The 21,145-nt window shown below is 65.3% G+C and carries 19 protein-coding genes and 1 pseudogene; 10 read left to right on the top strand and 10 right to left on the bottom strand.

Going from position 1 to position 21,145, the window contains the following annotated elements; translation table 11 throughout:
* Positions 1 to 61 precede the first annotated feature (61 nt).
* Positions 62 to 1,681, bottom strand: a complete 1,620-nt coding sequence (gene xseA, locus B2W55_RS19970) for an exodeoxyribonuclease VII large subunit (RefSeq protein ID WP_024581139.1) — start codon at positions 1,679 to 1,681, stop codon at positions 62 to 64.
* A gap of 149 nt (positions 1,682 to 1,830) precedes the next feature.
* Here xseA and B2W55_RS19965 point away from each other — a divergent pair, with 149 nt between their 5' ends.
* The 4 genes from B2W55_RS19965 to purD all read left to right on the top strand — a co-directional run bounded on the left by B2W55_RS19965 (position 1,831) and on the right by purD (position 4,606).
* Entirely contained in the window at positions 1,831 to 2,373 is a 543-nt protein-coding gene (locus tag B2W55_RS19965) for a DUF2306 domain-containing protein (protein ID WP_024581138.1), read from the top strand.
* Positions 2,370 to 2,921, top strand: a complete 552-nt coding sequence (locus tag B2W55_RS19960; RefSeq protein ID WP_024581137.1) for a hypothetical protein — start codon at positions 2,370 to 2,372, stop codon at positions 2,919 to 2,921. The genes B2W55_RS19965 and B2W55_RS19960 overlap by 4 nt, the downstream gene beginning before the upstream one ends.
* Before the next feature lie 3 nt (positions 2,922 to 2,924).
* On the top strand, positions 2,925 to 3,224 hold the full coding sequence (locus tag B2W55_RS19955; RefSeq protein ID WP_024581136.1) for a winged helix-turn-helix domain-containing protein: 300 nt from the start codon (positions 2,925 to 2,927) through the stop codon (positions 3,222 to 3,224).
* A gap of 98 nt (positions 3,225 to 3,322) precedes the next feature.
* Complete coding sequence (gene purD, locus B2W55_RS19950; protein ID WP_024581135.1) at positions 3,323 to 4,606, top strand: phosphoribosylamine--glycine ligase; 1,284 nt, start codon at positions 3,323 to 3,325, stop codon at positions 4,604 to 4,606.
* Positions 4,607 to 4,766: 160 nt separating this feature from the next.
* On the opposite strand, the gene B2W55_RS19945 is transcribed toward purD, so the two are convergent.
* On the bottom strand, positions 4,767 to 5,999 hold the full coding sequence (locus B2W55_RS19945; protein WP_024581134.1) for an acyl-CoA dehydrogenase family protein: 1,233 nt from the start codon (positions 5,997 to 5,999) through the stop codon (positions 4,767 to 4,769).
* A gap of 119 nt (positions 6,000 to 6,118) precedes the next feature.
* Between B2W55_RS19945 and B2W55_RS19940 the strand changes: the two genes are divergently transcribed.
* Positions 6,119 to 7,024 carry an alpha/beta fold hydrolase gene (locus B2W55_RS19940; protein WP_024581133.1) on the top strand — a complete coding sequence of 302 codons (906 nt, stop codon included), beginning with the start codon at positions 6,119 to 6,121 and terminating at the stop codon, positions 7,022 to 7,024.
* A gap of 139 nt (positions 7,025 to 7,163) precedes the next feature.
* On the opposite strand, the gene B2W55_RS19935 is transcribed toward B2W55_RS19940, so the two are convergent.
* The gene (locus tag B2W55_RS19935; RefSeq protein WP_035635763.1) at positions 7,164 to 7,622 is read right to left on the bottom strand and encodes a nucleoside deaminase; all 459 of its coding nucleotides are present in this window, start codon (positions 7,620 to 7,622) and stop codon (positions 7,164 to 7,166) included.
* A 128-nt stretch (positions 7,623 to 7,750) separates the two neighbouring features.
* On the opposite strand from B2W55_RS19935, the gene B2W55_RS19930 reads away from it, so the two are divergent.
* The 3 genes from B2W55_RS19930 to B2W55_RS19920 are packed head-to-tail and all read left to right on the top strand — an operon-like array spanning position 7,751 to position 11,034.
* A complete protein-coding gene (locus B2W55_RS19930) occupies positions 7,751 to 9,817 on the top strand; it encodes a pseudouridine synthase (protein WP_024581131.1) in 2,067 nt (688 codons plus the stop codon).
* Between the two features lie 6 nt (positions 9,818 to 9,823).
* Entirely contained in the window at positions 9,824 to 10,381 is a 558-nt protein-coding gene (gene rsmD, locus B2W55_RS19925) for a 16S rRNA (guanine(966)-N(2))-methyltransferase RsmD (RefSeq protein WP_024581130.1), read from the top strand.
* 44 nt (positions 10,382 to 10,425) lie between these two features.
* A complete protein-coding gene (locus B2W55_RS19920) occupies positions 10,426 to 11,034 on the top strand; it encodes a hypothetical protein (RefSeq protein WP_051404285.1) in 609 nt (202 codons plus the stop codon).
* Between the two features lie 105 nt (positions 11,035 to 11,139).
* Here the strand turns inward: B2W55_RS19920 and mutL are convergent, their stop codons facing one another.
* Complete coding sequence (mutL, locus tag B2W55_RS19915; RefSeq protein ID WP_024581128.1) at positions 11,140 to 12,960, bottom strand: DNA mismatch repair endonuclease MutL; 1,821 nt, start codon at positions 12,958 to 12,960, stop codon at positions 11,140 to 11,142.
* Between the two features lie 233 nt (positions 12,961 to 13,193).
* On the opposite strand from mutL, the gene B2W55_RS19910 reads away from it, so the two are divergent.
* Positions 13,194 to 13,517, top strand: coding sequence for a ribbon-helix-helix domain-containing protein (locus B2W55_RS19910; protein ID WP_024581127.1), 324 nt, complete (start codon positions 13,194 to 13,196; stop codon positions 13,515 to 13,517).
* 66 nt (positions 13,518 to 13,583) lie between these two features.
* Here the strand turns inward: B2W55_RS19910 and B2W55_RS19905 are convergent, their stop codons facing one another.
* Genes B2W55_RS19905 through B2W55_RS19880 form a run of 6 tightly spaced genes read right to left on the bottom strand, consistent with a single transcriptional unit; the run spans position 13,584 to position 20,446 of the window.
* The gene (locus B2W55_RS19905; protein ID WP_024581126.1) at positions 13,584 to 14,816 is read right to left on the bottom strand and encodes a TetR/AcrR family transcriptional regulator; all 1,233 of its coding nucleotides are present in this window, start codon (positions 14,814 to 14,816) and stop codon (positions 13,584 to 13,586) included.
* Positions 14,817 to 14,835: 19 nt separating this feature from the next.
* On the bottom strand, positions 14,836 to 15,822 hold the full coding sequence (locus B2W55_RS19900; RefSeq protein WP_024581125.1) for an ABC transporter ATP-binding protein: 987 nt from the start codon (positions 15,820 to 15,822) through the stop codon (positions 14,836 to 14,838).
* Between the two features lie 3 nt (positions 15,823 to 15,825).
* A complete protein-coding gene (locus tag B2W55_RS19895) occupies positions 15,826 to 16,845 on the bottom strand; it encodes an ABC transporter ATP-binding protein (RefSeq protein ID WP_024581124.1) in 1,020 nt (339 codons plus the stop codon).
* Positions 16,842 to 18,563: an ABC transporter substrate-binding protein gene (locus B2W55_RS19890; RefSeq protein ID WP_051404284.1), complete on the bottom strand. Its 1,722-nt coding sequence runs from the start codon at positions 18,561 to 18,563 to the stop codon at positions 16,842 to 16,844. The genes B2W55_RS19895 and B2W55_RS19890 overlap by 4 nt, the downstream gene beginning before the upstream one ends.
* 36 nt (positions 18,564 to 18,599) lie before the next feature.
* Positions 18,600 to 19,496, bottom strand: a complete 897-nt coding sequence (locus tag B2W55_RS19885) for an ABC transporter permease (RefSeq protein WP_024581122.1) — start codon at positions 19,494 to 19,496, stop codon at positions 18,600 to 18,602.
* Positions 19,493 to 20,446, bottom strand: coding sequence for an ABC transporter permease (locus tag B2W55_RS19880; protein WP_024581121.1), 954 nt, complete (start codon positions 20,444 to 20,446; stop codon positions 19,493 to 19,495). Before B2W55_RS19880 ends, B2W55_RS19885 begins: the two co-directional genes overlap by 4 nt.
* A 376-nt stretch (positions 20,447 to 20,822) precedes the next feature.
* Between B2W55_RS19880 and B2W55_RS19875 the strand changes: the two are divergent.
* Positions 20,823 to 21,035: pseudogene (locus tag B2W55_RS19875) on the top strand (ribbon-helix-helix domain-containing protein); the annotation flags it as partial.
* Positions 21,036 to 21,145 lie beyond the last annotated feature (110 nt).

The raw sequence follows: 21,145 nt of genomic DNA, 5'->3' as shown, positions 1-21,145 counted from the left end.
CCCGGCGGGGAGAGGTGAACCGAGACCGTGCCAAGCCGATTCAATCAAAACGCATCCCGCATCAGAACAAACTGCCCTGATCGACCGGCTTGGTGGCGCGCTTCGGCGCCGCCGGCTTCGCCTCACGCGGCTTCGGCTGGGTCTCGGGCGTTACCGTCGCGACGGGCTGATCGGCGCTCGCGGTCGCAGCGACGCGGCCATCGGCGAACTCGATCGAGAGGCTGGCATTGGGGCCGATCGCCGCGGCGGAGTGCAGTGCGTGTCCGTGCTCGTCACGCACCAGCGCGAAGCCGCGCGCCAGCACGCCGCGATAGGACAGCGCCGACAGCAGCTGCCCGCGGTGGGCGACGCGCGCCTCCAGCCGCTGCATCGTCGTCAGCAGCGCGCGCCGGGCGCGCTCGGCGAGGCGGTGGGTGCGTTCCAGATCGCGGGCGATCGCGGTGCGCTGGGCCTTGGCATTGGCGAGCTTCGAGGCCTTGAGCCGGATCTCGAGCCCGTTGAAGCGCTCCCGCCGGCGATGCAGCAGCGCGCGCGCCGACAGCGTGATGCGCTCACCTGACGCGGTGAGCCGCTGTCGCGCATGCGCGACCTGGCCGCGCAGCACGCCGATGGTGAGCCGCGAACTCGACGCTGCGAAACGGCGGAAATGCGCGTGTGTGTTGGCCTTCAGCCCGCGCGGCAGCCCGGCTGCGAGATGGTCGAGCCGCTGCCGCGGGATCGCCAGCAATTCGTTTGCCGCCGGCAGCGCGCGCGCGGCGGCGCGCAGCTCGTTGCGGCGGCCCTCCTGGCCGCGCTGCCAGTACACCATGACGCGGCGGGCGAGGCCCGTGACCTCGACGAACAATTCGCTGCGCACTGGCACCGCCATCTCGGCGGCCGCAGTCGGCGTCGGCGCGCGCTTGTCGGCGACGAAATCGATCAGCGTGATGTCGGTCTCGTGGCCGACCGCCGAGATCAGCGGGATATGGCTGTCGGCCGCGGCGCGGACCACGATCTCCTCGTTGAACGACCAGAGGTCCTCCAGCGAGCCGCCGCCGCGCGCCACGATCAACAGATCCGGCCGCGGAATCCGGCCGCCCTCCGGCAGCGCATTGAAGCCGCGGATCGCGGCGGCGACCTGCTCGGCGGAACCGTCGCCCTGCACCTTGACCGGCCAGACCAGCACGCGGCGGGGAAAGCGATCCTCGAGGCGATGCAGGATGTCGCGGATCACGGCGCCGGTCGGCGAGGTGACGACGCCGATCACCTCCGGCAGCCAGGGCAATAGCTGCTTGCGGGCCTCGTCGAACAGGCCCTCGGCCGCGAGCTTCTTCTTGCGCTCCTCCATCAGCGCCATCAGGGCGCCGACGCCGGCCGGCTCCAGCGAGTCGATGACGATCTGGTACTTCGAGGAGTTCGGATAGGTGGTCAGCTTGCCGGTGGCGATGACCTCGAGGCCCTCCTGCGGCTTGAAGCGCATCCGGGCATGGGCGAACTTCCAGATCACCGCCTCGATCTTGGCGCTCTCGTCCTTCAGCGCGAAATAGCAGTGGCCGGAGGAATGCGGGCCGCGAAATCCCGAAATCTCGCCGCGGACGCGGACATGGCCGAACCGGTCCTCCACCGTCCGCTTCAGCGCGGAGGAGATTTCCGAGACGGTGAATTCGGGCGCGTTGACGAGATTTGGCGCGGCAGCAGTCATTTGCAGGTGATTCGGCCGTTTGTGAGCTTCAGCGCAACGTAGGGAGTTTTGCCCGTCATCGCCAATGCGCAGGCTTGCTTGTCCATATACTCTGTGATACAGAGTTCTCTATTGATGCGAAAATGGCAATCTGGTTGGAGGGCTGACCGATGCTCCCGCAGGTGACGTTGGCGAGTTTCGTCCATTCCGCGGCCGGCGCGGTCCATGCCTTCCTGGCGATGCTGTGCATCGCTGTGGGGCTGATCCAGTTCCTGCGGCCAAAGCGCGGCGCGGGCCACCGGGCGCGCGGCTATCTCTACGTCTATGCCATGCTGGTCGCCGACGGGACCGCGATGCTGGTCTATCGGTTCACCGGCGCCTTCAACCTGTTCCATGTCGGCGCGATCGCGAACTTCATCTGCATCGTGCTGGCGGTTGTTCCGCTGCTGCGCAGCCCACGGCCGGCGAACTGGCGGTTGCAGCACTACTACTTCATCGCGTGGTCCTACGTGTCGCTGATGTCGGCTGCGGCCACTGAAATCGCGGTGCGGGTGCTGCCGCTGACGACGCGCGGGCAGGTCGGGCTGACCTCGTTCGCCCTGTCGGTCGTGACGATGGCAATCGCCTTTGTCCTGATCGGAAGGCATCGGCCACCGGCGGAAACACCCCCGCCTGCCGCTGAACTCGCCCAGCAGAGTGGAGTCCCGTCATGATCGACAGCCAGCAGGCCAGTGCGGCGCTGAACGACATCAACGACGTCGTGCAGCGCGTCCGCCAGTCGCGAATCTATCACAACGCCAGTCTCATCATCATCATGTGGGGCGTCTTGGTATTCGTGGGCTACCTCGCCAACCATACATGGCCGCCGCAGGGCTATACGATCTGGGCCGTGGTCGATCTCATCGGAATCGCAGGCTCGATCGCAGTCGCAGCGTTCAGCGGTTTCGGTCCGGGGGCGGGCGTCTTCGCGCTCCGGCTGCTGGTCGCGTTCCTGCTGTTCATTGCGTTCGGCATCTTCTGCTCGGCGGTATTGGGCCATTTCGGGCCGCGCCAGATGCTGGTGTTCTGGCCGCTCTTCACGCTGCTGTTCTATGCGCTCGCCGGCCTGTGGTTCGGCTACGCCTTCATCGTCATCGCGCTGTGCAGCAGCGCCTTGATCGTGACCGCCTACTTCCACGCCGGTCCGGCGCTGCTGTTGTGGATGGCGGTGGCGCATGGCGGCGCACTGATCCTCGGCGGGCTCTGGATGCGCCGGATCTGAACGATGGCCGAGCTCGACGAGATCATTCACCAGCCGCTGCGGTTGCGGATCATGGCGGCGCTCAACGCGCTGCCGCTTTCGACCGGGCTCGAATTCGCCCGGCTGAAGAAGCTGACCGGCGCCACCGACGGCAATCTCGGCGCCCATATCGAGACCCTGGCCAGGGCCGGTTATGTCGCGGTCGACAAGGCCTTCGTCGGCAAGAAGCCGCAGACCACGGTGACCGCGACCGCGGCCGGCCGCGGCGCCTTTGCCCGCCATGTCGCGACCCTGCAAGAGATCATCGCCGGCAAGCAGCCGTGAAGCCGGAATGACGGGGGAATCGGCCCCGTCGCCCCTTGCAGGCCGGCGGGGATTCGTGCGACCGACACAGCTCTTGCACCCTTTTGAGCCTGTATCCGATGAATATCCTCCTGCTTGGTTCCGGCGGCCGCGAACATGCGCTGGCGTGGAAGATCGCCGCATCTCCGCTGGTGACGAAACTCTGGTGCGCGCCGGGCAATGCCGGGATCGCGCGCGAGGCCGAGTGCGTCGCGCTCGACGTCGCCGATCATCCTGCCGTGATCGAATTCTGCCGCCGCAACGCGGTCGATCTGGTGGTGGTCGGTCCGGAGACGCCGCTCGCCGCCGGCATCGTCGACGATCTCGCTGATGTCGGCATCAAGGCGTTCGGGCCGAGCAGGCAGGCCGCGCAGCTCGAAGGCTCCAAGGGGTTCACCAAGGATCTCTGCAACGAGTTCGACATTCCGACCGGCGCCTATCGCCGCTTCGACGACGCCAGCGATGCGCTGGCCTATGTCCGCGCCCAGGGCGCGCCGATCGTGGTCAAGGCCGACGGGCTCGCCGCCGGCAAGGGCGTCGTGGTGGCGCAGACCTTGCCTGAAGCTGAAGCCGCCGTCGCGATGATGTTCGAGGGCGCGTTCGGCTCGGCCGGTGCCGAGGTCGTGATCGAGGAATTCCTCTCAGGTCGCGAGATCAGCTTCTTCGCGCTGTGCGACGGCGAGACCGCGATCCCGCTCGCCACCGCGCAGGACCACAAGCGGGTGTTCGATCACGACAAGGGGCCGAACACCGGCGGCATGGGCGCCTATTCGCCGACGCCGTTCGTGACGCCTGAAATCCACGACCAGATCATGGCCCGCATCATCCTGCCGACGGTCGCCGGGATGAAGCGTCGCGGCATCCCGTTCAAGGGCGTGCTCTATGCCGGCGTGATGCTGACCGCGCAGGGCCCGAAACTGTTCGAGTACAATGTCCGCTTCGGCGATCCCGAGTGCCAGGTGCTGATGCTGCGGATGATGTCCGACATCGTGCCGGCGCTGCTCGCCTCGATTGACGGGCAGTTGAAGAATTTCGATCTGCGCTGGTACCCGGACCCGGCGCTGACCGTGGTGATGGCCGCGAAGGGTTATCCCGGCGACTACGCCAAGGGCACCCGGATCGACGGCCTCGATGATGCCGCCAAGGTCGAGGGCGTCGAGATCTTCCACGCCGGCACGGTGGCCAAGGACGGTGCGGTTCTTGCCAACGGAGGTCGCGTGCTGAACGTCTGCGCGATGGCCAAGACCGTCACCGAGGCGCGCGACCGCGCCTATCAGGCCGTCGATCGCATCAAATGGCCCGACGGATTCTGCCGCCGCGACATCGCCTGGCAGGCGGTGGAGGTGGAGAAGCCGAAGGCCTAACCCGCGTCGTCATTGCGAGGAGCCAACGGGTCGCGCGAACGCGCGCCCGATGACAGGCTCCGCGACGACTTGTCCGCCGAAGCCTTGGCGAAGGCGGAAGCAATCCATCTATCCCGGTGTGAAGAAGTGGATTGCTTCGCTTCGCTCGCAATGACGGTGATTAGAGCAAGTCCCCGCCCGCTGCGCTCGCCGTCGTGCCGTGCTCGCGGAACGCCTTGATGACGTTCTTGCCGATCTTCCACTTGTGCACTTCATCCGGTCCGTCGACCAGCCGCTGCGAGCGCACCTGGGTGTACCATTTCGCCAGCGGCGTATCCTGGCTGAAGCCGAGCGCGCCGTGGAGCTGGATCGCGGTGTCGATCACCTTGTGCACCATGTGGGCATGGAAGATCTTGGCGATCGAGTTCTCCTGGCGGATGTCGAGGCCTTTCTCGGCCTTGTAGGCGATGTGCAGCAGCATCAGCCGGCCGATATAGAGCTCGCTGGCGCAGTCGGCGAGCATGAACTGCACCGCCTGGCGGTCCGCCAGCAACTGGCCGAAGGTCGAGCGCTTGGTGACGTGCGCCGCCGCCATGTCGAGCGCGCGCTGCGCCTTGGCGACGTTGTGCATGCCGTGGCGCAGCCGGCCGTAGGCGAGGCGGTGCTGGCCCATGTTGAAGCCGTTGCCTTCGCCGCCGAGCAGATTGTCGGCCGATACTTTCAGGTCCTTGATCTCGATCTCGGAATGGCCGCCATGGATCACGTCGTCATGCGGGCCTTCGATCGCCATGTTGGCGACGTTGCGCTTGATGCGGTAACCGGGGTTGGGCAGCTCGACGATGAAGGTCGAATATTGCTTGTGGCGCGGCGCGTTCGGATCGGTCTTCGCCATCACCAGCGCCATGTCGGCGACGCTCGCCGACGACGAGAACCACTTCTCGCCGTTGAGGATGTAGTTCTCGTTGCCGTCCTTCACTGCCGTGGTCTGCATGCCGGTGGCGTCGGCGCCCGCCGCTTTCTCGGTCATCGAGAAGCAGATGCGCTTGTCGCCGTTGAGCAGGGGCTTGAGGAATTTCTCCTTCTGGTACTCGGTGCCGTGCGCCAGGATCGTCATCATCGAGGCGTCGTCCGGCCCCTGCGTGTTCATCGAGAGCGCGCCGAGCATGCTCTCGCCGAGCTCCATCTGCACCAGCGCATTCGCCAGCGGGCCGAGGCCCATACCGCCATACTCCTTCGGCACGAACGGGCACCACAGGCCCTGCGCGCGCGCCTTCTTGCGCAGCGGTCCCAGCACCTCGGCAAGCGGCTTGGTGTCGAGTTCCTTCTCCGCCGGAATGCACTCGTCATGCACGAATTTGCGGACCTTCTCGCGGATCGCCTTGGCTTCGGCGGGAATCTCGAAGTCGATCGACATGGCACTTCCTCGTTTCACGTTGTTGTTGGCCGGGCTTCCCGATGGCATAAACCCCACCCAAGCCAGCGGCAACGCCAAACAAAGTTTGAAGCAGCGCGCCGCCAGGGAAGGAGCCGCCGATGTCTGATCTCGCTGATCTTTTTCCCGGCTATGAGGCCAACTGGATCAACACCTCGCAGGGCCGCATCTTCGCCCGCGTCGGCGGCAAGGGCCCGCCGCTGCTGCTGCTGCACGGCTTCTCCTCGACCCATGTGATGTGGCACCAGGTCGCGCCAAAGCTCGACGACAAGTTCACGCTGATCATTCCCGACCTGCCGGGCTATGGCTGGTCCGACATGCCCGACAGCGACAAGGAGCACACGCCCTACACCAAGCGGGCCTGGGCGAAGACCATGGTCGAAGTCATGGAGCAGCTCGGCCACGTCCATTTCGCGCTCGCCGGGCACGATCGCGGCGGCCGGGTGTCGTACCGGCTGGCGCTCGATCATCCTGGCCGGCTGTCGAGACTCGCGGTGCTCGACATCGCACCGACCTATGATTATTGGCAGAAGCTCAATCGCCTGTCGGCATTGAAGATCTACCACTGGGCGTTCCTGGCGCAGCCCTATCCGTTGCCGGAGACGCTGATCTCCAACAATGGCGAATTCTTCCTCAAGGAGAAGATGGCGAGCCAGACCAAGAGCAAGACGCTCGATGCGATCGATCCGCGTGCGCTCGAACATTACCTCGCGCCGTTCCGCGATCCCGCCCGCATCCATGCGATGTGCGAGGACTATCGCGCCGGCGCCTATGCCGATTACGAGATCGACAAGGCCGATGTCGAGGCCGGCAACAAGATCACGATCCCGATGCTGGCGCTGTGGGGCGATGCCGGGGTCGCGAGCGCGGCGACGACCCCGCTCGACACCTGGAAGAACTGGGCCACCAATGTCAGCGGCGCGCCGGTCGATTCAGGGCATTTCCTGACCGAGGAAGCGCCCGACGCAACGGCGAAGCTGCTGCGGGAGTTTTTCCTGGCGGGTTAGCCACAAGCTAATCTGTCATACCCGCGAATGCGGGTATCCAGTATGCCGCGGCCCATCAATTGATCACTGCCGTCTCTGGAATACTGGATCATCCGCTTTCGCGGACGATGACAGCGGCGGGCAGGCGCGGGTATGCCTCCTACCGCCGCTCCCGGAAGAACTCGCGCAGCAGGCGGGCCGCCTCGCTCTCGCCGACCGCGCCATAGACCTCCGGCACGTGGTGGCAGGTCGATTGCGCGAAGAACCGCACGCCCGACTCGACCGCGCCGCCCTTCGGATCGGCGGCGCCGTAATACAGCCGGCGGATGCGGGCAAAGGAGATCGCGCCGGCGCACATGGTGCAGGGCTCGAGCGTGACATAGAGGTCGCAATCGACCAGCCGTTCGGTCCCGATCGCCTCTGCCGCCTGCCGGATCGCCAAAATCTCGGCATGGGCGGTCGGGTCGCGGTCGGTCAGGGTGCGGTTGCCCGCGGTGGCAATCACGTCGTAGCCCCGCACAATCACGCATCCAATCGGAACTTCGCCCGATTTTCCGGCATTTTCGGCCACTTTCAGCGCCAAATCCATGAAAGAAGGGGCTGACATGCCTCGTATCATCCGAAGAAACCTGCTAGTAGCGTCGCCTTCAGCAAAAGTGGATGCCGGTTTTGCGTCAAACGCTGCCACGAGGGCGCGTACGGCCCGGTGACCCTTGCATTCCAATTCTACGTCCAGCGAGATCATTCATGCCCCGCGACAGCGACAAAAACAACGATTCCCGCGGCCGGCGTGATCGGCCCGGCGGGGGCAGCGGAGGCCGGGCCGGCGGTGGCAAGGGCCGCTCCGGCGCCGCCCGCGGACCGGACAAGAAGTTTGCCAAGCGCGGCTTTGGCGGCAAGGACTTTGCCGGCAAGGGCGACGGCGAGAAGCGTCCGTACCGCCGCCGCGAGGACGGCGATGCGCCGCGCCGCGACTTCGGCGACCGGCCCCGCTTCAACCGCGACGATCGCCCGCGTGGCGATGGTGAGAAGCGCCCGTTCAAACCGCGCGGCGACCGGCCGAGGTTCGATCGGGATGGCGATGGCGAGAAGCGCGCGTTCAAGCCGCGCGGCGACCGCCCGAACTACAACCGCGACGACCGCGCGCCACGCCGTGATCGCGACGACGCCCGCCCGGCCGGACGCTCGTCGGACCGCAAGTTCGGCGACCGGAAGCCCTATGCGTCACGCGACCGCGACGGCGAGAAGCGGCCATACACGCCGCGCGGCGAGCGATCCTATGGCGATCGCCCATCGCGCGACGGCGATCGGCCCGAGCGGAAATTCGGCGGCGAGCGGAAGTTTTCGCGCGGCGGCGATCGTGATCGCGGGGGCGATCGTGATCGTGGCCCGCGCAAGGATTTCGGCGACCGTCCGCCGCGCGGCGAATCCAAGCCGTGGCAAAAGCGGGAGGGCGGCTCCGATCGCCCCGAGCGCGGTTCGCGTCCATTCCGCGACGGCCCGCGCAAGTTCGACAGGCCGCGCGACGATCGCGGTGGCGATGAGCGGCCGCGGTTCTCGCGTTCGCGCGATGATCGCGAGCAGGGTGATCGTCCGAAGTTCAGCCGGCCGCGCTGGAAGGATCATGATGAAGGCGGCGATCGTCGCCGCGAGCGGCCGGAAGGGCGCAGGGATTGGCAGGAGCATCCGCGCAGCGAAGGCCGCTTTGGCGATCGTCCGCGCCGCGACAACGAGGATGACAGCCAGATCTTCGCCAAGCGTCCGGCCTTTGGCGGCCGCGGTGCCTATCGCGAACGCTCTTATGATGACCGCCGCGAGCGTCCCGAGCCGAAGCCGAAGAAATCCGGCGAGCGCATCGCCAAGGTGCTGGCCCGCGCCGGCCTCGCCTCGCGCCGCGACGCCGAGGAGATCGTCACCCAGGGCCGCGTCACCGTCAACGGACGGGTGATCAACTCGCCGGCGCTCGATATCACCGACAACGATGTCGTGGCGGTCGACGGCAAGCCGTTGCCGCCGCGCGAGCGGACCCGGCTGTTCATGTATCACAAGCCGCGTGGGCTGATGACGACGCATGCCGATCCCGAGGGGCGGCCGACCGTGTTCGACAATCTGCCCGAGGGCCTGCCGCGGCTGATCTCGATCGGCCGGCTCGATTTCAACACCGAAGGCCTGTTGCTGCTGACCAACGACGGCGGACTGGCGCGGACGCTGGAGCATCCGGACACCGGATGGCTGCGCCGCTACCGCGTGCGCGCGCATGGCGAGGTGACGCAGGCTCAGCTCGACCAGCTCAAGGACGGCGTCGAGGTCGACGGCGTCAAATACGGCCCGATCGAGGCGACGCTGGAGCGCGATCAGAGCTCCAACGTCTGGGTGGTGTTCGCGATCCGCGAGGGCAAGAACCGCGAGGTGCGCAACGTGATGGCGCATCTCGGGCTCGAGGTGAACCGGCTGATCCGGATCTCCTACGGCCCGTTCCAGCTCGGCGAGCTCGAAGAGGGCAAGGTCGAGGAGGTCAAGACCCGGGTGCTGCGCGAGCAGCTCGGCGAGAAGATCGCCAAGATCGCCGGTGCCGACTTCACACGTCCGGAGCAGCGCGACGCCGCTGACGGCGACGGTGCGCCAGCGAGGAAGCCGAAGCCGAGCAAGCGCGAGACCATCAACGACCGCAAGGGTCGCCGCGTGCTGGTGCAGCGCACCGGCAGCGAGGAAGCGCGCGCCCGCAACGAGGACGAGGCCAACGGCTACGGCCCGCCGCGCCGTCCCAAGCGCGGCTATCACGGCAAGCGCGATCTCAAGCCGCAGGACGAGTAGCGGTCGATGCGTGTCGTCGGGGGCAGGCTGAAGGGCCGCAATCTCGCGTCGCCGTCGGGCCGCGAGATCCGGCCGACCGCGGACCGCTTGCGCGAGTCCGTGTTCAACATCCTGGTCCATGCCTACGACAACCCGATCGAGGACGCCCGCGTGCTCGATCTGTTTGCCGGCACCGGCGCGCTCGGGATCGAGGCGGCCTCCCGCGGTGCCAGGTTCACGCTGTTCGTCGACAATGGCGCCGAAGCGCGCGCGTTGCTGCGCAACAATGTGGAATCGCTCGGCCTCGGCGGGACCACAAAAGTCTACCGCCGCGATGCCACCGACCTCGGACCGGCGCATCCGGTCGAGCCGTTCGCGTTGGTGTTTCTCGATCCGCCCTATGGCAAGGGCCTCGCCGAAAAGGCGCTGGCCTCGCTGCGCGATGGCGGTTGGCTGACGCCGAGCGCATTGCTTGTGGTCGAGGAGGCCAAGGCCGCGGCATTCGCGGCTCCCGAGGGCTTTGAGGAGATCGAACGTCGCGCCTACGACGATACCGAATTCGTGTTCCTTCGCGAAAAAGTGTAGGGCGGTTCAGCGTCGGCGTCATTTGACGACGTTATGCTGCATGCATGACCGACACTCTCGCCATGCTCGCAAATCAATTGGAGGCGCGCGCCAAGGCGTTGCGCGGCGCAGGCGATGACGCGGCATTGCTTGCGGCCGCGCGTCACGCCGCCGACCAGATCGAACGCCATCGCGGCGCGCCGGACAGTGACCGGACCGAAGCGCTGAAGGTGGCGCAGCGGTTGACGTTCAACGCCGCAGCGGATTGCTGGCCGGGCTGGAGCGTTTCGGAGAGGCCGATCGACCCGGATCATCTGCTGGCGGCGCGCGAACTCGCGGAGTGCTCGCTGCGCCTCGTCGAGAGGCTCGAGCTCGGGCCGCTGCGCGTCGCAACCGGCATCTGGCTGGTCGGCGCTTTTGACCTTGCGCTCGGCCGGTACGACGAGGCGACCGGGCTGTTCTCCGATGCGCGCGGACACTATGCCGCGGCGAATGCGCCCGGTCTCGTGCTGCTGGTGGATGGCTATGCCGCGATCGTGCGGCAGGTCGGCAAGCGTCCGGCCAGCGGCGATGATCTCGATCAGGTCTGCGCCCGAATCGCGGCAGGTGGCTTCAAGGACGGCGATGAATGGATCGCACAGCTGCGCACCGCACTCGAGGTGTTCGCGCGGTAGGAACTTGTAGGATGGGTAGAGCGCAGCGAAACCCATCATGGTGCCGCGGAACGAAAGTTGATGGGTATCGCTGCGCTCCACCCATCCTACGGAATCGTGCAAGATCTATCTACGTCCGAACAGCTTCTCGATATCACTGAGCTTCAGCTCGACATAGGTCGGGCGGCCGTGGTTGCACTGGCCGGAGTTCGGGGTGTCTTCCATTTCGCGCAGCAGCGCGTTCATCTCTTCCGGCTTGAGGCGGCGGCCGGCGCGGACCGAGCCGTGGCAGGCCATGGTGGCGGCGACATGCATCAGCCGGCGCTCCAGCGGCAGCGCCTCGTCCCATTCCGCCATGTGTTCGGCGAGATCGCGCAACAGACCGGCCGCGTTGGCCTTGCCGAGCAGCGAGGGCGTCTCGCGCACCGCGACGGCGCCGGGGCCGAAGGATTCGATCGCAAGTCCGAACGAGCACAGCTCTTCGGCGCGATCGAGCAGCTTCTCGACGGTCGCCTCATCGAGTTCGACGATCTCGGGGATCAAGAGGATCTGGCGCTGCACGCCGTTCTTCGCCAGCGAGGCTTTCAGCCGCTCATAGACGATGCGCTCATGGGCCGCGTGCTGGTCGACCACGATGAGGCCATCGCGGGTCTGCGAGACGATGTAGGTCTCGTGGATCTGGGTGCGCGCGGCGCCGAGCGGACGGTCCAGCATGTCGGGCGCGGGCGCCGCTTCGAAGCGCACATCGGCGGTCGGCGTGCCGACATCGAAGGCGGCCCGTCCCGGCTCGGCAAAGGCGGTCGCCGCCGCGGCTTCGAAGCCGCGCATCGGACCAGCGGGATAGGACGGCGAAGAGCGCCAGTCCCAATTGCCCGGCCGCGGCGGCGGCGTGAAAGCGGGGCGGAACGCCTGCAAGGTCGCGCCGTCGGCGGTGTTGGCCGCGGTGCGCCTTCCCTCGCGCGCCAGGCCGTCCTTCAGCGCGTGCACGATCAGCGCGCGCACCAGGCCGGCGTTGCGGAAGCGCACCTCGGTCTTGGCCGGATGCACATTGGCGTCGACCTCTTGCGGGTCGCAGGTCACGAACAGTGCCACCACGGGATGGCGGTCGCGCGGCAGATAGTCGGAATAGGCCGCACGCACCGCACCGAGGATCAGCTTGTCGCGCACCGGGCGGCCATTGACGAACAGATATTGCCCGAGCGCATTGGCGCGGGTCAGCGACGGCGCGGCGGCAAAGCCCTCGACCACGACGCCTTCGCGTTCGGATCGCACCTCGATGGCGCTGGCGCGAAAATCGGCGCCAAGGATATCGCCGAGCCGGGTCAGCCGGCCGGCCGCGCCGGGCAGCGCGGCGGCCCAGGTCACCGGCGCACGCTCCTCGCCGGCCAGCGTGAAGGCGATGTCGGGGCGCGCCATGCCGAGCCGCCGCACCACCTCGCGGATCGCCTCCGCCTCGGTGCGATCGGTCTTGAGGAATTTCAGCCGCGCCGGCGTGGCGTAGAACAGTTCATTGACCTCGACGCGGGTGCCCTGGCCGAGCGCGGCCGGCATGATCTCCGATTTCTCGCCGCCCTCGACCGCCAGCGACCACGCATGCGGCTCGCTGGCATGGCGCGTGGTGATACCGAGCTTGGCGACCGCGCCGATCGACGGCAGCGCCTCGCCGCGGAACCCGAGGGTGCGGATGCGCAGGAGGTCTTCGTCATCGAGCTTGGAGGTGGCGTGGCGGTCGACGGCAAGTGCGAGGTCTGACCGCGTCATGCCGCCGCCGTCGTCGGTGATGCCGATCCGGCGCCGTCCGCCGCCATCGGTGAAGACGTCGATCCGGCTGGCGCCGGCGTCGATCGCGTTCTCGACCAGTTCCTTGACCACGCTCGCAGGACGTTCGACCACCTCGCCGGCGGCGATGCGGTTGACGAGCTGTTCGGGAAGCTGGCGGACGGGCATGGATCGACTGTCGGGAACACGATTCGAGGCTGGACGCCACTATAAATGGCCGCGCCGGCAAATGCATGGGACGGAGGCGCCGATGCCGCCACGGGCTGGGGATGATTCCGGGCTATGGCCTTGAAGTCGTTCGCCTTCGAGGGCTCGCGCGTTACGCCCTACGTCGCGATTGTGGGGCCGCACGCACAGGTATATCGTTTAGAAAAATTATAAGTTCTCGCCGGAGGAACGCCATGTGCCATCTTTTCGCGCACCAGCCGCAGCGTGACTATGAATCGCAGACCCGATCGTTGCGGATCGACGGCCATTGCACCTCGATCCGGCTGGAAATGTCGTTCTGGGACACGCTCGAGGAGATCGCGGCCAAGGAAGGCATGACGCTGGCCAAGTTCCTCACCACCCTGCACAACGAAGTGCTCGACCATCACGGCGAGGTGAACAATTTCGCCTCGCTGCTGCGCTGCTCCTGCCTGATCTATCGCGCCAAGGCGAATGCGCCGGCCGTGGTTCCGGACTATCGCGGGACGACGGCGCCGATCATGGACGCAGCGGAATAGGCACGCCGTATCTGAAAGGACCGATGCGTATTCCCGAGCAGGCACATCGGATCGGGATTGTGGTAGCTACGACAGGATGCCTTCAAAGAGCGGTCGCGCGAACAAGTCGACGGCGCGGTCCCTGGCCAGCGCAGGTACCCAGCGGTCGAGCTCGGAGGCAGCATTGATCATCCCCGTAACCTGTTCGGCGGCAATCGATGTATCAAGCAGGCGAACGTCTCCGTTGAGCATGGCTTCTACCACGAACACGCCCAGTTGCTCGGTCAGGCGGTCGAGCGCTTGCCTGCAATTCTCGCGGATTGGCTCCGGCAAGGCATTCCATGCCGAGGTTCGGATCAAGGGCCCATGATCCGATAGCTGAATTCGAACCTGCGCCTGCGCAGCCGCCATCAGCCGCGCCCAGCCTGAGTCATGGCGCTGACGCGCCAGTGTCTGGGTGCGGCGAATGATGTCGAAGGTCCGTTCGAAACATGACGCAACCAGCTCCTCCTTGCTATCATAGTGGTGATAGAAGGACCCTTTGGTGAGGTTCAGGCGTCTTGCGATGCGATCGACGGAGGCGCCGCGATAACCCTCGTCGTTGGCCAGCATGGTTGCCGCGCGCAGGAAGGCGTCGGGAGTGGGGGTATCGGCTGAGTCGGATTGTGACCAATCGATCTCCAGCCCGGCCAACTCCTTCCATTGACCGCGCCGGCGAGCGAGCCCGTTGATCACGATGTCGCTCATGCGCGCCGCGGCGTATGCGTAGTCGTCGGGCTCGTAGCGGGAGATCCAGCGGCGCATCCAGTTGGTCAGCGACACCAGCAGATGCGCCCGCGCGTTCCGCTCCTGCGGTCCCAGGATGTCCTTCGGTAGCAGCTTCCGAACGCTGCGAAACATCTCGGTATAGGCGGCAAATACGCGATCGGCCTCAGGGGCCTTCAGTGCCCGGATATCGTTGAAGTTGACCAACGCGTCGCGTTGACCGCGGGCGATTCCGGCGAGTACGTCGGCGTGTCCATGGATCAGATGGCGGATCCTGGCCTCTGGATCGCCAGCGTCGAGCGCCGCGTCGGCCAACGCATGCCCCGAGCCGATCGCCTTGATCAGGCAGGCCGCCGCCAGGTCATCCTTGCGGTGATAGTAGTAGGTGACGCTGTTGGTGAGCAGGCCGACGCTGCCAGCGATGTCGGTGAAGGTCGCTCCCTTGAGACCAAGCCGATTGAACTGGCGGGCGGCGGCATCAAGAATGGCATCTTGTTTGGCGACGAACTTCCGGGTTCGGGTGACGTCGCCCTTGGTGTTCGGCTTGAGCTTCATGGCGTCCACGTTAGGACGATCAGAGAGTGTCGTGCAAATGGCAGGCGACGGCCTGACCGCCGCCGAGGTCGCGCAACTCCGGACTTTGGGTTCGGCAGCGCGCAAACGCCTGCGGGCAGCGGGTGTGGAAGCGACAGCCCGGTGGCGGATTGGTTGCGCTCGGCACTTCGCCGCTGATGATCGCCCGCGGTCGTGCCGCCTCGACCTCGGGGTCCGCCACCGGCACGGCCGCGAGGAGGGCCTGCGTGTAGGGATGTAGCGGCGACGTGTAGAGGGCGTCGCGTGGGGCGATTTCCACGATCCGTCCCAGATACATCACCGCTATGCGATGGCTGACATGGCGGACAACGGCCAGGTCGTGGGCAATGAACAAGTAGGCAAGGCCGAGCCGCTCCTGCAGTTCGACAAACACGTTCACCACTTGGGCCTGGATCGAGACGTCGAGCGCCGATACCGGCTCGTCGCAGATGATAAGGCTAGGCTCGAGCGCCAGAGCCCTTGCGATGCCAATGCGCTGGCGCTGGCCGCCCGAGAATTGATGTGGATAGCGGCCCGCCATGTCCGGCAACAGACCGACCGTGCGCATCAGTGTGGCAATTCGCTCCTCATAGGCCTCACGATCTCCTGCGAGTCCATGCACCACCAGGGGCTCGCCGATAATATCACGCACTGTCATGCGCGGATTGAGCGAGCCGTAGGGATCCTGATAGACCATCTGAATCCGCCGCCGCAGCGGCTGCATCTGCTTGCGGTCGTAGGACGTGATGTCCTGGCCCTCGAACTCGATGCGGCCGGAGGTCAGCGCCTGCATCTTCAGGATCGCCAGGCCCGTGGTCGACTTGCCGCAGCCACTTTCCCCGACGAGACCAAGCGTCTCGCCGCGCGCCAGCGAGAACGATACGCCATCGACCGCACGCACCGCTCCGACCTGCTTTCGCAACAGGGTGCCAGCACTGATCGGAAAATGGACCTTCAGATCGCGGACTTGCAGCAGCTGTTGCGACATCGGTCAGCCCTCCATGATGCAGGCCGCGCTGTGACGCGGGCCGACTTCGCGCAGCGGGGGCGGGGCCTGCTTGCAAGCGTCGACGGCCTGGCGGCAGCGCGGCGCGAATGCGCAGCCAGGTGGCAGCGCCGCGAGGTTCGGTGGCTGGCCCTCGATGGGAACCAGACGTTGGTGCGTATCGCTGTCCAGCCGGGGCACCGAGGCCATGAGCCCGCGGGTGTAGGGATGCCGCGGCCGCGAATACAACTCCCGTGCCGGGGCCGTCTCCACGATGCGCCCGGCATACATGACGGCGACGCGGTCGGCGTACCGCGCGACCACGCCGAGGTCGTGCGTGATCAGGATCAATGCCGAGCGCGAGCGGAGCGCCAGATCCTTGAGCAGGTCCAGGATTTGCGCCTGCACCGTGACATCGAGTGCTGTGGTCGGTTCATCGGCGATGATCAGCCTCGGCTGGCAGGCCATGGCCATCGCGATCATCGCGCGCTGGCGCATGCCGCCGGAGAATTGGTGCGGATAGGCGTTAACGCGCGAAGCGGGGTCGGACATCCTCACCCGCCCAAGCAGGTCGCGCGCAGCAAGCAAGGCTTTCGACCACGGCGCGCCGCCGTGGCGGTTGATGGGCTCGCCGACCTGGAGGCCGACCGTCAGCGCCGGGTTCAGCGAACTCATCGGCTCCTGGAAGATCATGGCGATCTTGTTGCCGCGGATGTCGCGAATTTCCGCATCGGACAGCTTCAGCAGGTCCAGCCCGTCGAACAGGATTTCACCGTCCTCGATCCGGCCGGGCGGGTTCGGGATCAGTCGCAGGATCGACAGCGCCGTCATGCTCTTGCCCGAGCCGGACTCGCCGACGATGGCCAGCGTCTCGCCCGCATCCACGTCGAAGGAAACGCGATTGACCGCGGTGATCGCGCCGCGGTCGATGCGAAAGCGTGTCGTCAGATTGCGCACCCGCAGCAGGGGCGGTGGCTGCGCGCCACCGTCCCCAACAGCGTCCGGAAGATTCGCCGGGCCGTTCAATAGCCCATCCCCTTCTTCATTTCCTGGTCGATCCATATCCGCGCGTGGATCGGGCCCGGACGCTCTGCGCCAGCGCGCAACTCACCACCATAGTTCTTCACCCACGGCCACCAGGCCGTATAGACATAGGGGACGGGCAGGAAGATGTAGGGCGCCTTGTCGATGATCGACCGCGTCATCTCCTTGAGCATTGCCTGACGCTTGCCTTCGTCCTGCTCCTGATAGGCCTCGTTCATCTTGCGGTCGATGTCGGGATCGGAGAACTGCGACGGATTCCACGTCTGCTTCGTGACGAAGCTCTTGCGCAGCGTGGTGGTCGGGTTGGTATGGCCGTTGAGCATGAAATAGCCAGCGGCGTTGGTCTTGGTGGTCATCGCCGACAGGAATGCGCCGTATTCCATCGGCTGAATTTCGATCTTGACGCCGACCTGCTCCAGATAGGCTGCCACCAATGGCAACAGGTCCATGTGGTCGGGCGAGCAGGAGCACACCTGAACCTTGAAGGAGAAGCCGTTCGGATAGCCGGCTTCCGCGAGCAGCGCTTTCGCCTTCTTCGGATTGTAGGTGTAGAGTTCCTTGATCGAGTCCGGCATCTGCTCGAGAGGCTCGAAATAGCCGATGTAGTCGGGGTGTTGCGGGTAGGCGAACAACTGCCCCTCGCCATTGTAGAACGAGCTCAGAATCTCCTGCTTGTTCACCGCCATGTTGAGCGCGCGGCGTACCCGTACGTCGTCGAACGGCTTCGTGTCGTTGCGCATGGCGAGGAACGTGCCCCCAGTGGCAAGCCAGCGTGACCACTGCAGCTTGGGCGCGCTCTTCTTGAGCTCTTCCACCGCGCTCCATCGGATGGATTCCAGCAGGTCGAGCTTGCCGGTCCGCAGCGCGGCGAGGAACGTGGCCTCGTCCTTGATGGTGCGATAGACGATCTTGTCCACGAACGGCAACTGATAGGACTTGCCGTCGATGACTTCCTTGTCCCAGTACTTGTCGTTCTTGGAGAATGTGGCCGCGTTGCCCTGCACGTAGTCCGTGAGCCGGAATGGCCCCGTTCCATTGGCGTTCTTCCAGTTTCCCGCGCCCGCGTCGGCGACCTCCTTCGGCACGATGCCGGAGTAGTAGCCCCAGCCGAACCGATAGTCCCACTCGGAGAAATAGGTCTTGAACGTAAACACGACGGTGTGCTTGTCGGTCGCCTCGACCTTTGCGATGTGGTCAAAATAGGTCGGAATCTTCTTCGGACTGTTGTTGAGCCGTTCGTAGCTCTGCACCACGTCCTCGGCCACGAGTTCGCGCGCCGCCATTACGCCGGGTTTCTCCGGAAACATCACGCCCTGACGGAGCTTGATCTCCACGCGCGGCGGATCTTGCTTCCACTGCCAACTCTCGGCGAGTTCACCGCGAATCGCGTCCGACGGAAGCCACGCGTCCGGTACGAACGAGTAGGGGCCGCCGTGCCGCTTCGACTTGCTGAGGTCGGCGGCGAACAATTGCTCGTACATCAGGCCGGTGTCCTGCTGGAACTTCCACGCCCAGTCGGCCGGATCCCAGGTGAGGGGCGAAAGCGTGACATAGACGTTGCCGATGTTGAGGGTCCCGCCGCGTTGCGGCACCGCTTCGCCTGCGGATGCCAACCCAGCCGGTAGCGTCAACGCGCCAGCCAGCGACAGTGCGCGCAACGTTCTTGCAATCGATCCCAGTCCGGTCGTTGGCTTTCGCATCGTGTGTTTCTCCCCGTCTCGTTCCGTTGATTGTCCCTAGCGCGAGTTGCGCATGCGCGGATCAAGCAGGTCGCGCAGCGCGTCGCCGAATACGTTGGTGGCGTAAACGACCACCGTCAGACAAAGCCCAGGCGCGAGCGCCAGCCATGGTCCCTGGAACATGTACGTGCGGGCGCTGCCGGAAAGCATGCCGCCCCAGGTGGGCGCGGGCGGCGGCACGCCGAGACCGAGGAACGACAGGCCGGATTCCGCAAGGATCACCGCGCCGACGCGGGTGGTGAACAACACGATGATCGGCGGCATGATGTTTGGCAGGATGTGCCGCCACAGGATGCGGCCAGTCGAGGCACCGATCGACTGTGCTGCATGCACATACAGGTTCTCCCGCGCCGACAGCACGGCGCTGCGGATGATGCGGGAGCCCGCAATGCCAAGCACCAGACTGAGGATACCGATGATCTGGATCATGCCGGGGCCAAGCACCGATACCACCGCGATCAAGATCACCAGTTCAGGAAACGACATGTAGGCGTCAACGAACCGCTGCGCGATCATGTCGAATCGGCCACCGATATAGGCGGTTATGGTGCCGATGGTCACCGATATCACGGTAGCGAGCGCGGCTGCCGAGAGACCGATAATCACCGACAGCCGGGCGCCATAAAGGCAGCGCGACAGCACGTCGCGGCCGAGATTGTCGGTTCCGAACAAATGTCGCAGCGATGGTGGCTTCAACCGCTCGATCGGGCTGATCTCGTTGAAGCCGTAGGGCGCCAGCAGATGCGCGAACACACCGCAAAACAGGAAGAGAACGAACACGATCCCCGCCGCCGCGCCCACCGGCTGCTCTCGGATGAGACGCGCCACGAACTGCCTCAGGGCGCCGGGCGAGGCCCGCCGTTTCATCGGGCTGGCTTCGGTCAGCGAATTCATCGGTGCCTCACCCGCGGATCGAGCAGGCCATAGCTCAGGTCCACGATCAGGTTGATCAGCATCACGGCAACACCGACCACCAGAAACACGCCGGTGATGACGGGATAGTCACGCTGGTTGACGGCCTCCAGCAGCAACGACCCCATGCCGGGAATGACGAAGATCTGTTCGATGATTACGGCGCCGCCGATCAGCAGCGGGGCTTGCAGCCCGATCAGGGTGATCACCGGAATGAGGGCATTGCGCAGTGCGTGCCGCATGACCACCAACTGCTCCGGAAGACCCTTCGCCCAAGCGGTCCGAATGTAATCCTGCCGAAGAACCTCCAGCATCATGGTTCGCGTCATCCGCATGGTCACGGCGGAGAGACCCGCGCCCAGCACGATAGCCGGCACGATCATCTGCTTGAGGTTCTGCAGCGGGGCCGCGCTGAAGGGAACATAATTGACTTCCGGTGACCAACCCCACCAGATCGAGGGAAACACCACCACCATGGTGCCCAGCCAGAAGCTCGGTACCGCCAGCAGCAAGATTGAGAACGAGCGCGCGATGATGTCGCTCACCGTATCCTGCCGTATCGCGGAATAAACGCCGATCGGCAACGCGATCGACAGCGCGACGATGAGCGCCAGGAGGCCGAGTTCAAAAGTAACCGGCAAACGCTGCAGCATGTCGTCGAGCACCGGTGTCGAACGCCATAACGAGTTGCCGAGATCGCCGCGCAAGATGCCGAAGATCCACACCACGTATTGTTGCGCCATCGGTCGGTCGAAGCCGAGCACGTGCTCGAGCTGCTCACGGCTCAGTTTATCTGCGCCGATGTCGTTCTGGCTCAGCATCATGTCGATCACGTCACCCGGGATCAGCCTGACCGTGATGAACACGATCATGCTGGCGAAGATCAGGGTCGGGATCAGGGCCAGCAGCCTCCGGACGATGTAGGCACGCATCGGCTAGCGCCAGACGTCACGGCGCGAATGGCAGCGGAGACTATGCTTGACATCGGACAGACGCACGGCGAGGCGAAGGCGCGACCGGAGACCGTGTGCGGAATGGACAATCCCGGGCATCATGCGCGTCCTCTCCTTGGATGAGCTGGCGGCTTGGTGCCGTGTTTTTCCATACTCAATTTTCGATAGTGAAGCCTACTGGCGGGTTGACCAGTATACAAGCTCCCAGATCTCCAAAAATTACACACATTTTGTGCAATGCGAGACCAAGCTTGGCTTTCTCATCGTTCCTTGGGACCATACCTATTTCCTAAATCTGTTCGATGCGGCCATTTGCCGCCGTCATGTCGCCATCTATGCTTCCATTCCGCTATCGATGTCGTTGCCGGGAATCCGATGCGTTAGCCATCGCGAGCGCGACGGCGCGCAACGCGACGATGGATCGCAGACCCGATCGTTGCGGATCGACGACCATTGCACCTTGATCCGGCTGGAATTGTCGTTCTGGGATACGCTCGAGGAGATCGCGGCCAAGGAAGGCATGACCTTGGCCAAATTCCTCGCCACCCTTTCGCCTCGCTGCATGGATGCCGCGGAATAGTTTCAGCGCAAATCGATCGCGCAAGAAAAAAGCGGCCTTGTCCCGTGCAGGACAAGGCCGCTTCAGTTCAAGGGATCTTAGAGCGTTTTCGAGCGAAG

The organism is Bradyrhizobium sp. UBA2491 (genome assembly GCF_002341725.1).
In the GTDB taxonomy this organism is placed as follows: Bacteria; Pseudomonadota; Alphaproteobacteria; order Rhizobiales; family Xanthobacteraceae; genus Bradyrhizobium.
Note: the sequence above shows the minus strand (reverse complement) of the source record. Positions and strands in the feature narration are given on the sequence as shown.

Coding starts and splice junctions, on each gene's coding strand:
- xseA (WP_024581139.1), bottom strand. CDS start 1,681: ATGACTGCTGCCGCGCCAAATCTCGTCAACGCGCCCGAATTCACCGTC.
- B2W55_RS19965 (WP_024581138.1), top strand. CDS start 1,831: ATGCTCCCGCAGGTGACGTTGGCGAGTTTCGTCCATTCCGCGGCCGGC.
- B2W55_RS19960 (WP_024581137.1), top strand. CDS start 2,370: ATGATCGACAGCCAGCAGGCCAGTGCGGCGCTGAACGACATCAACGAC.
- B2W55_RS19955 (WP_024581136.1), top strand. CDS start 2,925: ATGGCCGAGCTCGACGAGATCATTCACCAGCCGCTGCGGTTGCGGATC.
- purD (WP_024581135.1), top strand. CDS start 3,323: ATGAATATCCTCCTGCTTGGTTCCGGCGGCCGCGAACATGCGCTGGCG.
- B2W55_RS19945 (WP_024581134.1), bottom strand. CDS start 5,999: ATGTCGATCGACTTCGAGATTCCCGCCGAAGCCAAGGCGATCCGCGAG.
- B2W55_RS19940 (WP_024581133.1), top strand. CDS start 6,119: ATGTCTGATCTCGCTGATCTTTTTCCCGGCTATGAGGCCAACTGGATC.
- B2W55_RS19935 (WP_035635763.1), bottom strand. CDS start 7,622: ATGATACGAGGCATGTCAGCCCCTTCTTTCATGGATTTGGCGCTGAAA.
- B2W55_RS19930 (WP_024581131.1), top strand. CDS start 7,751: ATGCCCCGCGACAGCGACAAAAACAACGATTCCCGCGGCCGGCGTGAT.
- rsmD (WP_024581130.1), top strand. CDS start 9,824: ATGCGTGTCGTCGGGGGCAGGCTGAAGGGCCGCAATCTCGCGTCGCCG.
- B2W55_RS19920 (WP_051404285.1), top strand. CDS start 10,426: ATGACCGACACTCTCGCCATGCTCGCAAATCAATTGGAGGCGCGCGCC.
- mutL (WP_024581128.1), bottom strand. CDS start 12,960: ATGCCCGTCCGCCAGCTTCCCGAACAGCTCGTCAACCGCATCGCCGCC.
- B2W55_RS19910 (WP_024581127.1), top strand. CDS start 13,194: ATGTGCCATCTTTTCGCGCACCAGCCGCAGCGTGACTATGAATCGCAG.
- B2W55_RS19905 (WP_024581126.1), bottom strand. CDS start 14,816: ATGAAGCTCAAGCCGAACACCAAGGGCGACGTCACCCGAACCCGGAAG.
- B2W55_RS19900 (WP_024581125.1), bottom strand. CDS start 15,822: ATGTCGCAACAGCTGCTGCAAGTCCGCGATCTGAAGGTCCATTTTCCG.
- B2W55_RS19890 (WP_051404284.1), bottom strand. CDS start 18,563: ATGCGAAAGCCAACGACCGGACTGGGATCGATTGCAAGAACGTTGCGC.
- B2W55_RS19885 (WP_024581122.1), bottom strand. CDS start 19,496: ATGAATTCGCTGACCGAAGCCAGCCCGATGAAACGGCGGGCCTCGCCC.
- B2W55_RS19880 (WP_024581121.1), bottom strand. CDS start 20,446: ATGCGTGCCTACATCGTCCGGAGGCTGCTGGCCCTGATCCCGACCCTG.